Here is an 11,508-nt window from a genome sequence, read left to right as displayed (position 1 = left end):
CATAGAGAAACTACGTTTATGGACACCGGGTTCCTGAGCAACCTGCTGCTGGTCGTGGAGAGCGGTTCCATGGCGGAGGCCGCGCGGCGCGTGGGCGTGACGCCCGCCGCGATCGCGCAGCAAATCCAGGCGCTGGAGCGCGAGCTGGGCGTGGCGCTCGTCATGCGTGCAGGGCGCACCGTCATTCCTACGGAGGCAGGCCAGCGCGTGGTGGAGCGCGCCCGCTCGCTCGTGCGCGGTTTCGACGAGTTGAAAGCGCTGGCGCAGGAGCAGGAAATGGGCGGCGAACTGCGCGTGGGGACCATCACGTCGGCGTTGCTGAGCGTGCTGCCCGACGTGCTGGCGCGCTTCGCCGCCGCCTTCCCGCAGGTCAAGCTGCTGATACGCGCAGGCACTTCGACGGAACTCTTCGAGGCCTTGCAGCGCGGCGAGGTGGACGTGGCCATTTGCCTGCACCCCGCCTTCGCGCTGCCGAAGTCGTACGACTGGCACCTGTTGCGCGAGGAGCCCATCGTCGTGCTCGCGCCTGTAAAGTTCGCGCGCGCCGATCCGCACGACCTGCTGCGCCGCGAGCCGTTCATTCGGTACGACCGCGCGCTGGGCGGCGGCAAGCAGGCCGACCAGTATTTGCGCCGCGCGAAGATCGCACCGCGCGAGCTGTTCGAACTGAACTCGCTGATGGCGATTGCGCTGATGGTGGATCGCGGCCTTGGCGTCTCGCTCGTGCCCGATATCGGCACGCCGCTTACGAAAGGCTTGCGACTCGCACGCCTGCCGCTACCCGAGGAAACGGAGCCGCGTCGTTTCGGCATTCTGTGGTCGCGCGCTTCCGCGCGCAGCCGCGTGATACGGGGGATGATCGAATGTTCCGGAGAGGCGCTGCACAGGTGATGATGGGGTGATACGGTCGCGCGGGCTTCAGGCGCCCGCCGGCTTGCCGATGCGCTTGTACCAAAGTTCGATGAACGACTCCGCCGCGGGCGAAAGCGAATGCTCGGCGCGCCGGATCAGATTGACGTCGCGCGTGACGACGGGCGCTTCGAGCTTGCGTGCGACAAGATCGCGGTGCGGAAACGCACCGAGCAGCATGCCAGGAAAGATCGCAATGCCGAGTCCCGCCTCCGTCATCGAAAGCCCCGTTGTCATATAGGACACCTCATATTCAACGGCCTTGCGCTCACCTAACGCGAAGAGCGTCTCGTCGATCAGGCCGCGAATGCCGCTGCCCGGCTTCACACCGATCCACGGGTAGCCGAGCGCATCGGCCCACGTTACACGGCGTTTTTTCGCGAGCGGCGAGTCCTTGCGGCAGATCGCGCAGAGCCTGTCACGCGCGAGACATTGCAACGTAATGCCTTCGGGTTTGTCGCTGATCGTGCCGATGCTGAATTCCACGTCGCCGGTCAGCGTGGACGCCGTGAGCCGGTCGGGCGCGGCGTCGTCGATCGACACTTCGATGTTCGGATACAGCGCGCGATATTCGGCCACGAGCCGCGGCACGATGGCGGCCGCGATGGAAGGCGTGGCGGCGAAACGCAACTGCCCGCGCTCGCGCCCGGCCAACTCCTTCACGCTCGACTGGATCGATTCGAGGTCGCGCAGCATGCGCTCGACGGTAGGCAGGATTTCGCGCGCCGCCACCGTGGGCCGCAGCGAGCGCGACGTGCGGTCGAACAGGCGCATGCCGAGCGCTTCCTCCATCTGCCGGATCAGTACGCTCACGGCGGGCTGCGTGATGAACATCTCGTCGGCGGCACGCGTGAGCACGCCGAAGCGGCAGACGAGCGCGAACGCCCGCAGTTGTTTGATAGTCGGTTGCATAAAGTAACTTTATGGAGCCATTGATTTTGTTCGATTGTCTTCATGACTATAGTGCCTTACATTGCTTTGCGGCAGATTCGAGTGAAGCCGATAACGATCCGATAAAAGCAGGCCAGCCGCGAGCCGGCCGCAGGAGACAGTCGTGAGAGCAATGGATACGCGCATTCGCTGGCGCGGCGCCGTGGCGTCGACGCTCGGAAACGTGCTGGAGTGGTACGACTTCGTCGTATTCGGGTTTCTCTCTATCATCATCGCGAGGCAGTTCTTTCCCGGCGACAGCGAATACGCGGCGCTCATGCTGACCACGGCCACTTTCGGCGCGGGGTTCGTGGTGCGGCCGCTCGGCGGCGTGCTGCTTGGCATGTACGCCGACCGCAAGGGCCGCAAGGCGGGCCTCACGCTCGTCATCGCCTTGATGACGCTGGCGGCTGCGATGGTCGCCTTTACGCCCGGTTTTCAGCAGATCGGACTCGTTGCGCCCGCAATCGTCTTGTGCGCCCGCCTGCTGCAGGGTATTTCGGCGGGCGGCGAGTTCGGCACGGCCACGGCCATGCTGATCGAGTACGCGCCCAAAGGTCGGCGCAATCTCTACGGCAGCTGGCTGATGTTCGCCCAGGCGCTGGGTGCGCTGCTGGCCGTGGCAATGGGCAGCGCGCTCACGCACCTGTTCACGCCGCACGCGCTCGAATCCTGGGCGTGGCGCATCCCCTTCCTCTTTGGTCTGCTCATTGGCCCGGTGGGCTTCTATATCCGCCGCAGCCTGCCCGAGACCGAGGCGTTCGAGCAGATCGACAAGCGCGTGAAGGCGCCGTTCAGCCGCGTGGTGTCGCAATACCCGCGCGAGCTTTTCGTGGCGACGGCGCTGAGCGCCGCGCTCAATGTCATGGCGTACGTGATCATCACTTACCTGCCGATTTATTCGGTGCAGAACCTGCACATGCCGGTGACGCTGCCCTTTACCGTGCTGCTCGCCAGCGTGCTGCTGCGCGTGGTCACGATTCCGTTCTTCGGCCATCTGGCGGACCGTGTGGGCGGCAACCGCATGATCTGCTGCTCGCTCATCGTCTTTCTTGTCGTGCTGTATCCGACCTATTACTGGATCGTAAGCGCGCCTTCCATCGTGTCGATCATGACGGTGGAACTGCTGTTTGCGCTGCTGATCGGCGCTTCGAACAGTCCGATTCCCACGGCGCTCGCCACGCTGTTTCCCACCGAAGTGCGCTCCACGGGCCTGGCGATTTCGTACAACATCGGCGCGGCGATTTTCGGCGGGTTCTCGCCGTTCGTGCTGACGTGGCTGCTGCATACCACGGGCAACAACATGGCGCCTGCCCACTTCTGCGCGGTGTTCTTCGCGCTGGGTCTCGTTGGCGCGTTCATGCTCAAGCGTGACGCACCGTATTTGAACGATCTTTCCGCGCCTTCGTCCATTTGAGCGGAGCGGCGCAACGCCTGCACGCTGACGCTTCGATCCACAAGATAAGGATGACGAAGCGTTAACGATTCCATCGACGAGCTTCGAACAGGAGAAACCACCATGCCCGTCATCGACGTCCATACCCATATCTTCACGCACAAGTGGCTCGAACTGCTCAAGGAGCGCGGCAGAGCCTACAACATTCAAACGCGGCCCGATGGGCAGCAGGAAGTGTTTCGCGGTAACACGCCGGTCGTGATTCCGCAGAAGGGCCATTTCGATTTCGACCTTCGCATCGAGCACATGAACGAAGCGGGCATCGACGTCTCGGTCGTTTCGCTGACGTGCCCGAATGTCTTCTGGGGCGACGAGGAAACGAGCTGCCAGGCCGCGCGCGAGACCAACGACACGATTGCCGAGGGCCAGGCCGCGCACCCCGAGCGTATCCGCTGGTTCGCTTCGCTGCCGTGGGAGTATCCGCAACGCGCGGTGCAGGAACTGGAGCGCGCCTGCGCCAACGGCGCGAGCGGCGTGATGGTGCTCGCCAACGTGGCGGGCCGCAGCCTCACGGACCCGATATTCGCGCCGGTCTGGGCCGAGATCGACCGGCGCTCGCTGCCGGTGCTCGTGCATCCCACCGATCCCCCGGGCGTCGATCAAATGGACATGACGAAATTCGACCTGAGCTGGTCGGTGGGCTTCATGTTCGATACGACGCTCGCCATCACGCGCATGATCTTCGAAGGCTTCTTCGACCAGTATCCGAACCTCAAGATCATTGCCTCGCATGCGGGTGGAGCGCTGCCGTATCTCGCAGGCCGCTTCGCCAAGGGCGACGAAGTGGAAATTCCGCAGCGCCGCCAGATGAAGCGCAAGCCCATCGACTACCTGCGCCACATCTATTACGACTGCATCACGTATAGCCCGGCCTCGCTCGAGTTCCTGATCTCGGTGGTGGGCGTGGACCAGGTCATGTTCGGCACGGACTGGCCGCACCAGGTGCATGACACGCGCGGTGCGTTTGCCAATACCGCGCGCCTGCCGAAAGCACAAAGCGAGGCCGTGCGCGGCAGCAACGCGCTGAGAGTGTTTGGTTTCTGAGCGATGGAAGCGGCAGGCGCGGCGTGTGGGCCGCGCCTGTCGACCAGCAGTTCGAGCCTATTCCGCGAAAAGATCCGGGCCGAAGACTTCGTAGTGGATCCGGGCTTCGTGAACGCCGAGATTCTTTAGCGCATCGTGCTGCATGCGCATGAAGGGAATCGGGCCGCAAATGGAGTAGTCGGCGTCCGGTTGCAGAATCGCCTGCTTGATCTGCCCGATGTCGACGAACCCCGCGTAATCGTAATCGCGGCCTTGCACATCGCCGGGCAGCGGCTCGTTGTAGAAAGCGCCAGCCGGTCCAGCCGCCCAGCTTGTCGCCGGAACCTTCATAGAGTTCGCTTTCCATGCCCATGAGCACGTCGGCGAGATTGCCGTAGGCCTGCGCCCATGCGGAGATGATGTCCTCGGTGGCCGCGTCGCCGAGCACGTCCTTGATCGCGCCTAGCAGATGTTCGCCAACGATAGGTAGTGCTCGGGCAGCACGCCGAGGCTCGCGTGCTTGTTTGCAATGTTCTTGAGCACGGCCGCGAGGCTCGAAGGGTCTTCGATGTTTTCCGCGTACGCATAGACGGCACGCGCGAGCGCCTGCTGTTGCTGCCCCTGTTCCTGATGCGCCATGTTGAACACATTCTTCAGTTCAGGGTGGGCTTCGAAGAGCCGCGTGTAAAAACGCTTGATGATGGCGTAACCGTGGTCGGCGAGCACGGGCGCGGTCGCCTTCACGATGTCCTTGAAGAACAGTAATGAGGCGGCAAGCTCGAATTCAGAAAGGTGCGGCGGCCGATCTATCCTCTCGATGCGATCTGACCGCCGCAGCAATATGACTCAGTACCCCTGCACCCAATGCCCCGGAATCCACACCCACTGGTTGCCTTCCCAGCGGTAATGTCCCTTGGCCCAGGCATAGCCCTGGGCGGGTGCGGGCGGCGGCGTCTCGACGCGCGGCGCCGGTTCCGGTGGGTGGGCCGGTTCCACAATACACGCGGAAAGCAGGGCGGCGCAGGCGACCAGGGTCACGGGGTGCAATAGTTTTATTTTCATGACGGGTGTCCTCCACTGACTGAAATTGTTTGGTTGTCCGAATGGCTGGCAGGTCTCGTCGCGTGGCGGCATCCGCGTCCACGCAAAGCGGCCCGCTTCGGTGTTTGTCTGTTCCTCACCGTTCATGCCTTTATCAAACCCGTAGTCGCATTTTTTGTGCCTGCATCGCCGAATAGCGTCAATGCCGTGCGGTGTGGATCGAGCCCGAGGCTCTCCGCGGCCGCGCCCGCGATCAATGCATCGAGTGAGGCCGTGGGCTTGAGGTCGCGCGACTCGTAGAGATCCGTGCTGCGCAACCCCGGCCAGTCGGCCTGTACGCGTCCCCCCGCCACGGCGCCGCCCGCGAGCATCGCCACCGAAGCCTGCCCGTGGTCGGTGCCGCCCGTGCCGTTCGCCGCGGCCGTGCGGCCGAACTCGGTCGCGACGAGCACCGTGGTCTTGTCCCACGCGGGGCCGAGCCCGTCGCGCAGCGAGGCGAGCATCGTGTCGAGCGCTTTTAGCTGATTCGCGAGCCGCGCGTTCTGCGCGCTGTGCGTGTCCCATCCGCCGGTTTCGATCATGGCGATGCGCGGGCCATCGGGGCGCGAGAGGAAGCGCGCCGCAAGCTTGCCGACGCTCGCGGGGTCCTGGCGCGCGCTGGCGTCGCCCGCAAGCCCACGCGCGTTCATCGCCGAAGTCCAGAGCGCGCGCAGTTGCGGATCGGCTTCGTAGAGCGCGGAAACGCGCGTGAGCAGATCGTCGGATGCGCTGGGCAGCGCCGAGGGCGCGTACGAACTCACCTGCGCCGTGCCGCGCAGTGCGAGCGGCACGGTAGGCGCGAGCGCAATGGCGTTTTCGCGCGAGGCAGGCAGCATGGCGATGAGCCGGTTGAGCCAGCCGTCCTTGACCTGGTAGGGCGCGCGACCACCTGTTTCCAGCACGTTCTGACCGTCGAAGTGGGAGCGGTCGCGATACGGCGAAGCGATCGCATGCACGAAAAGCGCCTGTTTTTCGCCATACATCTGCGCTATCTGGACGAGCGACGGATGCAGCGCGAACGTGCCGTCGAGTTTAGTAGCCTTGTCGATGTCGATGGCGAGCGGGCCGCGCAGCGTAGCGTAGGCCGGGTCCGCATAGGGCACGACGATGTTGAGCCCGTCGGCCGCGCCGCGCTGGATCACGAACACGAAGCGGCGCTCGGTTTCGACGCTGGCGAACACGATCCGGGGCGCGACGAGCATCGCGCCCGCGCCGGCGGCGGCAACGCGCAGGAAATGGCGGCGGGAAACCATGGCGGTTATCTCCTCAGGAAATCGGGCGAGACGAGCAGCAAGGCGATCGCGGTGGACGCGCTTTCGGCATGCGCGACTGCGGTGGCCGTGGGCGCGCTGAGCGTGGCGCCCATGAGCGTGTTGCCGAGCGTGCGTGGGTCGAGCCGGTCGCCCACGCGCGCCGAGAAGCGCTGGGCGACTTCCACGCGGCGCACGAGCGCGTCGGGCGCGGCCCAGCTTGCGGCGATGTCGTCGTAACCGGCGGGCGAGCCCGGCCGCCACACTGGCTGGCCGAGTTGCGTGAGCAGCGGCGCGGCATTGATGTCGCCCGCGTCGCCGGGTTCGCGCCAGCCGAGGCCTCGCATCGACGAAACGGTCCACTCCCACGGCGTCTTGAACTTCGCATCGACGGGCGCCCACGCTTGCGGCGCTTCAACGAGCGCGCGATACACGGTAGGCAGATCGCCGCCGCTTTGCTCGAAGGCGAGCGCGAGACGCTCGGTCAGTGCGGGCGGCGGATTGTCGGCGACGAAGTGGCGCGCGAGCTGGAGCGCGATATGGCGGCTCGTGGCGCTCGCGTGCGCGAGGTCGTTCAGGATGGCGAGCGCCTGCTGCTCGCCCGGTTGATCGTAGCGCTTGCCCATCACGGTGCGCGTACCCGGCTCGTGCAGCGCGGGGCGAAACACGAAGCTACCTGGCGCGGCGTTCCCAGGCTGCGGCCCGCGCACGCCCGCCACGCTCCAGCCCGTGAGCGCACGTGCGAATTCGGTCACGTCGTCCTGCGTGTAGCCGGTGCGCACGCCTAGCGTGTGCAACTCCATGATCTCGCGTGCGAGGTTCTCGTTCAGGCCGCGCTTGTGCGCGGGGTCGCGCTGATCGGCGCGCAGTGCGGCGCGGCTGTCGGGTCCAACGGAGCGCGTCTGGTCGAGAAAGAGCTGCATGGCAGGGTGCTGCTCGACGGCGACCAGCATGTCCGCGAAATTGCCGAGCACGTGCGGCCGTATCGCTTCCATTTCGAATGCGCCCGCAATGCCCGCAATCAGCGCCTTATCCACCGATACGGCGAAGTGGTTCGACCAGAAATGCACGAGGCGCTCGACGAAAGGCGTGTCGGTCTGCAAGGCGCTCGTGAGGCGCGCTGTGACCGCGCTGCGGTAGATGCCCACGCTCTCGCGGCGGATCGTCTGATTGACCGCGCGGCGTGTGGCTTGGTTGTCTTGTGCGTTCGTCTCTGAAGCCGCGCTTGCTGCCGCGTCGGCCGTCATACCTTGCTGGCGTTCTGCCCCGAAGCGTGCGGCGAGCGCCAGCGCGCCGGGCTCGTTGCGCCATGCGGCAGGCAGGGGTTCGTATGCCTGGAACTGGCCGAGCAGCCAGCCTTGGGGGTTGGCGGGCGGCGTCTCGTCGGCGCGTGCGCCGAGGCCGAAGCGGTTCATGGCGATCGCGCCGGCGCGGGCATTCGAAAGGCTTTCCATGCGCGGTCCTTGTGCTCGTTGGAGCGTTGCGTATTCCCGTTAAACGGTCATCGCTCGCCTTATCCGTCGCTGGTCCGCCAAATTATTTACTGCGCGCCGCTCGCTTCGCTGACGGTCTTCTGCGGCTGCTTTTGCGGCTGCGCCGGCAGCCGCCACTGGCCGCGCTTTTCGAGCCCTTCGACGAACTTCACGCGTTCTTCGGGCGTGAGCGTGGCCGCGAAATCGACTACGCCGCTTTCGATTTGCGCGCGCAACGCGCTGTCGGCCGTGCGCGTGCGCGTGAGCGCGGCGTCGATGGCGTTGCGGTCGAGTTGCGGCGCGGCGAGCAGGTCGAGCACCTCGCGCCGTCCGTCGCGTCCGTCACGCGCGTACTGACGGCCCTCGCGGCGCGAGGACTTGAGCGCTTGAGCGAACTGCTGCTGACGTGCCGGCGAAAGCTCCTCGGTGGCGAAGCGCAACGCCACGCGCTGCGCCGGTTGCGCCTGCGGCTCGCCGTGTACGGCGAACCAGCGCCACGCCCCGCCCGCAATGGCGCCGAGCAGAAAAACGTTCAGGAGTACCGAGCCGACGAGCAGCGTTTTCCATGAGCAGCCGTTCATTCGTCACTCCCTTCGGCGCCGGGGTTGAGGTTCGATTCGCTCCAGTCCGAACTGGTCCCCCCAAAGCTCGTGCTGAGATACGTCTCATGTGGGGCTGCGGGCGTCGCGCCGCCGAGGACGACAAACGATATCGTCAGCGCGCCCGCAAGCGCGCCCGCGAGGCCCACGCCCGCGAATGCCGCGCCGGACCACCAGAAGCTGCGGCGCTTCGCGGCGGCAACGGGCTTCACCGGTGCGCCCGCAACGATCTGCTCGAAAAGCGCGCGAGGGGGCGGCGCAACCATGTCGCGGGAGAGCCAGCTATCGAGCGCCATGGCTTCGTCGAGCGCCGCGTTGGCTTCGGCGCGATGCGCGCGCGCCCATTCGAGCGCGTCTTCGCGCTCGTGCTGCGGCCAGCGCTGCGGGTCGGCGCCATAAGCCGCGACGAGCGTGTGGAATCGTTCGGGTGTCATACGGAGTCCTTACCGGCAGCTTCGCCGGCCAGTAGTGCGCGCAAGGTGCGCCGGGCGCGCGCCAGCAGGCTTTCGAGCGCGTCCACCGAAATATCCATCAGGCTGGCTGCTTCGAGGTTCGAAAGCTCCTGATAGTAAGTGAGCACGAGCGCTTCGCGCTGCCGCACGGGCAGCGCCGCGAGTGCGGCGCGCACGCGTTCGTCGCGCGTGCGCGCTTCGATCTGCTGGTCGGGCGAGCCTGCGGGATCGGGGGCCGGCTCGCTCACGGCGTGCACGTCTGCTACGGTCTCTTCGCGCCGACCGCGCAGGCGGTCGTAGCACAGGTTGAGCGCCACGCGATGCAGCCACGTGTCGAATTTCGCTTCGCCCGTACGCCAGGTGGGTGCCTGTTTCCAGATCCGCACGAACGCTTCCTGAGCGACGTCTTCGGCTTCGCTGTGGTCGCCCAGCATGCGTGTGGCGAGTGCGATGAGGCGCGGCAGCTTGCTCGCGACGAGCGCGCGTACGGCAAGCGGATCACGCGCGCCGACACGCGCGACGAGTTCCGCATCCGGATCGCGTTCGTTCAAGGCCTTCCCGGCCTTGTCGGTCTGCAACGATTGAACCGCAGGCGGACCCGCTGCAGCGCCGTCATAGTCGTTTCCCAGTTTGAAGTCGGGCATTCAGGCCTTATGCCGCTCGAGCCGCGCTATGCCCAGTGGCCCGGAATCCATCGCCAGTTCGGGCCATCCTCGACCCAGTGCCCCGGCACCCAGTTGTACCCCGAGCGGGCCTCTTCCCAGCGGCCGGGTTCCCACACATACACGCCCCGGTCCCAGCGCCAGTGGCCGGACTGCCACACATAGCCCTGGCGCGGCGGCGGGGGCGCTTCTTCCCGTGGCGGAGGCGGCGGCGACGTCGGCGCGACGACCACGGGCTGCTGTGGCGGCTCATTTGGCGCGACGACCACGGGCTGTGCGAGCGCGGCCGTTGCGGTGGAGGCGAACAGAACGGCGGCAAGTGACGAATGCAGTGGTTTGCGGGTCATGATTTCTCTACCTGGATGCAGAGGGGTTAACAGCCCCTATAAGGACTTAAACGGCGCACGCGGGGAAAATCCGTCGCGGACCATTTATTCATCACGCAATTTTCGCGCTCAGCGTCGAATTTACCGGCCTCGAAAGGTAGTTGCTTGACAACTGCAATTTCCGAACCCGAAAGACTTACGCTCAGGGTTTTTACCTAATATGAACCGCCACAAAATTGTTAAATTTCTGTCTTAGAATGGACACTCTAGATTGACTGCGGCGATGCAACATTCGTTTTCAAACATAGGAATGCAGCCGTAAGTCAAGCCATCGGGGGTTGGCGCTTTAATTAGTAAGACTAACCAAGGAGCATGATCTGATGTCCGTTTCCGCACCCGAACAATTCCGCGCGAACTACCAAGCCGGCGTCGCAGCGTTCTTTGCGCTCTCGAAGCCCGTTTTCGAGGGCGTGCAGGCCGTGATCGATCTCAACGTCCAGGCGAGCAAGGCTGCCATCGCCGAAAGCGAAGCGACGCTCAAAGGTGCCCTCCAGAGCGGCAATCCCGCCGAGTTCCTGACACAGCAAATTGGTGCGTCGCAGCAGGCGGCCGCCAAGGCTATGTCGTACAGCCGCCATCTCGTCGACATCGCGACGACGACCCAGAACGAGTGGATTCAAGCCGCCCAGGCGCAATCGGGCGAGCACGAGCAGCGTTTCAAGGCCTTTTCCGAAGGTCTGACGCAAAACGCGCCCGTGGGCGCGGAGCCCTTCGTCGCGGCCATGAACTCGACGTTCGCAGCCATGAACAATGCCGCCGAAACGCTGCGCGGCGTGACCCGCCAGGCCATCGAAACGGCCCAGAGCGGTTTCCAGAACGTCGTCGCTTCCGCCCAGGAAGCCGCGCCGGTCGCGGTCCAGCCGGCTGCCGCCAAGGCAAGCTCGGCCAAGGCCTGATTCGCGTTCCTGCCCACCGGCAGTACGCCAATGCGCGTCAACACGCGTCTTCGTCGCCCTGAATGAACGACGAGGACGCGGCGTTTGCCGGTTCAGCTTCCCAGACATCGATATTCCAGCGCATTTGCAGAGCAGGAGCTCAACATGACTGACATTGTGATCGTTTCGGCCGCACGTACGGCAGTAGGCAAATTCGGCGGTTCGCTCGCGAAGGTGGCGGCGCCCGACCTGGGCGCGATCGTCATCAAGGCCGCGCTCGAGCGCGCGGGCGTTACGCCCGAGCAGGTGAGCGACGTGATCATGGGTCAGGTGCTCACGGCCGGTTCGGGCCAGAACGTGGCGCGCCAGGCATCGATCAAGGCGGGCCTGCCCACGGCCGTTCCCGCCATGACG

At 65.2% G+C, this 11,508-nt stretch carries 12 protein-coding genes and 2 pseudogenes; 5 read left to right on the top strand and 9 right to left on the bottom strand.

Annotation, left to right across the window (positions count from 1 at the left end):
* Positions 1–18 precede the first annotated feature (18 nt).
* Entirely contained in the window at positions 19–891 is an 873-nt protein-coding gene (locus M3I56_RS26505; protein ID WP_254356461.1) for a LysR substrate-binding domain-containing protein, read from the top strand.
* A gap of 27 nt (positions 892–918) precedes the next feature.
* Here M3I56_RS26505 and M3I56_RS26500 read toward each other — a convergent pair whose 3' ends face one another.
* Positions 919–1,821 (bottom strand): LysR family transcriptional regulator, encoded by a 903-nt coding sequence (locus tag M3I56_RS26500; protein WP_254356460.1) that lies wholly within the window; start codon positions 1,819–1,821, stop codon positions 919–921.
* A 151-nt stretch (positions 1,822–1,972) separates the two neighbouring features.
* Between M3I56_RS26500 and M3I56_RS26495 the strand changes: the two genes are divergently transcribed.
* Positions 1,973–3,256, top strand: a complete 1,284-nt coding sequence (locus tag M3I56_RS26495; RefSeq protein ID WP_254356513.1) for an MFS transporter — start codon at positions 1,973–1,975, stop codon at positions 3,254–3,256.
* Positions 3,257–3,358: 102 nt separating this feature from the next.
* Positions 3,359–4,339 carry an amidohydrolase family protein gene (locus M3I56_RS26490; protein ID WP_254356459.1) on the top strand — a complete coding sequence of 327 codons (981 nt, stop codon included), beginning with the start codon at positions 3,359–3,361 and terminating at the stop codon, positions 4,337–4,339.
* Between the two features lie 57 nt (positions 4,340–4,396).
* On the opposite strand, the pseudogene M3I56_RS41705 reads toward M3I56_RS26490, so the two are convergent.
* From M3I56_RS41705 to M3I56_RS26450, 8 genes and pseudogenes are all read right to left on the bottom strand, one after another.
* Positions 4,397–5,080 (bottom strand): annotated as a pseudogene (locus tag M3I56_RS41705) (globin domain-containing protein).
* Between the two features lie 84 nt (positions 5,081–5,164).
* Positions 5,165–5,380, bottom strand: a complete 216-nt coding sequence (locus M3I56_RS26480; RefSeq protein WP_081771786.1) for a YXWGXW repeat-containing protein — start codon at positions 5,378–5,380, stop codon at positions 5,165–5,167.
* A 122-nt stretch (positions 5,381–5,502) separates the two neighbouring features.
* Positions 5,503–6,651 carry a DUF1501 domain-containing protein gene (locus M3I56_RS26475; protein ID WP_302057009.1) on the bottom strand — a complete coding sequence of 383 codons (1,149 nt, stop codon included), beginning with the start codon at positions 6,649–6,651 and terminating at the stop codon, positions 5,503–5,505.
* 5 nt (positions 6,652–6,656) lie between these two features.
* Entirely contained in the window at positions 6,657–8,102 is a 1,446-nt protein-coding gene (locus M3I56_RS26470) for a DUF1800 family protein (RefSeq protein ID WP_254356458.1), read from the bottom strand.
* 86 nt (positions 8,103–8,188) lie between these two features.
* Positions 8,189–8,701: a periplasmic heavy metal sensor gene (locus M3I56_RS26465; RefSeq protein WP_254340845.1), complete on the bottom strand. Its 513-nt coding sequence runs from the start codon at positions 8,699–8,701 to the stop codon at positions 8,189–8,191.
* Positions 8,698–9,153 (bottom strand): hypothetical protein, encoded by a 456-nt coding sequence (locus M3I56_RS26460; RefSeq protein WP_254356457.1) that lies wholly within the window; start codon positions 9,151–9,153, stop codon positions 8,698–8,700. The genes M3I56_RS26465 and M3I56_RS26460 overlap by 4 nt, the downstream gene beginning before the upstream one ends.
* The gene (locus M3I56_RS26455) at positions 9,150–9,815 is read right to left on the bottom strand and encodes an RNA polymerase sigma factor (RefSeq protein WP_254356456.1); all 666 of its coding nucleotides are present in this window, start codon (positions 9,813–9,815) and stop codon (positions 9,150–9,152) included. Before M3I56_RS26455 ends, M3I56_RS26460 begins: the two co-directional genes overlap by 4 nt.
* Positions 9,816–9,841: 26 nt before the next feature.
* Positions 9,842–10,180, bottom strand: a complete 339-nt coding sequence (locus M3I56_RS26450; RefSeq protein ID WP_254356455.1) for a YXWGXW repeat-containing protein — start codon at positions 10,178–10,180, stop codon at positions 9,842–9,844.
* A 359-nt stretch (positions 10,181–10,539) separates the two neighbouring features.
* Here M3I56_RS26450 and phaP point away from each other — a divergent pair, with 359 nt between their 5' ends.
* Together phaP and M3I56_RS26440 are read left to right on the top strand one after the other, a co-directional pair.
* The gene (phaP, locus tag M3I56_RS26445) at positions 10,540–11,115 is read left to right on the top strand and encodes a TIGR01841 family phasin (RefSeq protein ID WP_254356454.1); all 576 of its coding nucleotides are present in this window, start codon (positions 10,540–10,542) and stop codon (positions 11,113–11,115) included.
* Between the two features lie 144 nt (positions 11,116–11,259).
* Positions 11,260–11,508, top strand: a pseudogene (locus tag M3I56_RS26440) (acetyl-CoA C-acetyltransferase); the annotation flags it as partial.

Source organism: Paraburkholderia sp. CNPSo 3281, assembly GCF_024206515.1.
Taxonomy (GTDB): Bacteria; Pseudomonadota; Gammaproteobacteria; order Burkholderiales; family Burkholderiaceae; genus Paraburkholderia; species Paraburkholderia nodosa.
The sequence above is the reverse complement of the archived record's forward strand: the minus strand, read 5'-3'. Positions and strand labels throughout refer to the sequence as shown.

Excerpts from the sequence above, each read along its gene's own strand:
- M3I56_RS26505 (WP_254356461.1), top strand. The coding sequence starts at position 19 with ATGGACACCGGGTTCCTGAGCAACCTGCTGCTGGTCGTGGAGAGCGGT.
- M3I56_RS26500 (WP_254356460.1), bottom strand. The coding sequence starts at position 1,821 with ATGCAACCGACTATCAAACAACTGCGGGCGTTCGCGCTCGTCTGCCGC.
- M3I56_RS26495 (WP_254356513.1), top strand. The coding sequence starts at position 1,973 with ATGGATACGCGCATTCGCTGGCGCGGCGCCGTGGCGTCGACGCTCGGA.
- M3I56_RS26490 (WP_254356459.1), top strand. The coding sequence starts at position 3,359 with ATGCCCGTCATCGACGTCCATACCCATATCTTCACGCACAAGTGGCTC.
- M3I56_RS26480 (WP_081771786.1), bottom strand. The coding sequence starts at position 5,380 with ATGAAAATAAAACTATTGCACCCCGTGACCCTGGTCGCCTGCGCCGCC.
- M3I56_RS26475 (WP_302057009.1), bottom strand. The coding sequence starts at position 6,651 with ATGGTTTCCCGCCGCCATTTCCTGCGCGTTGCCGCCGCCGGCGCGGGC.
- M3I56_RS26470 (WP_254356458.1), bottom strand. The coding sequence starts at position 8,102 with ATGGAAAGCCTTTCGAATGCCCGCGCCGGCGCGATCGCCATGAACCGC.
- M3I56_RS26465 (WP_254340845.1), bottom strand. The coding sequence starts at position 8,701 with ATGAACGGCTGCTCATGGAAAACGCTGCTCGTCGGCTCGGTACTCCTG.
- M3I56_RS26460 (WP_254356457.1), bottom strand. The coding sequence starts at position 9,153 with ATGACACCCGAACGATTCCACACGCTCGTCGCGGCTTATGGCGCCGAC.
- M3I56_RS26455 (WP_254356456.1), bottom strand. The coding sequence starts at position 9,815 with ATGCCCGACTTCAAACTGGGAAACGACTATGACGGCGCTGCAGCGGGT.
- M3I56_RS26450 (WP_254356455.1), bottom strand. The coding sequence starts at position 10,180 with ATGACCCGCAAACCACTGCATTCGTCACTTGCCGCCGTTCTGTTCGCC.
- phaP (WP_254356454.1), top strand. The coding sequence starts at position 10,540 with ATGTCCGTTTCCGCACCCGAACAATTCCGCGCGAACTACCAAGCCGGC.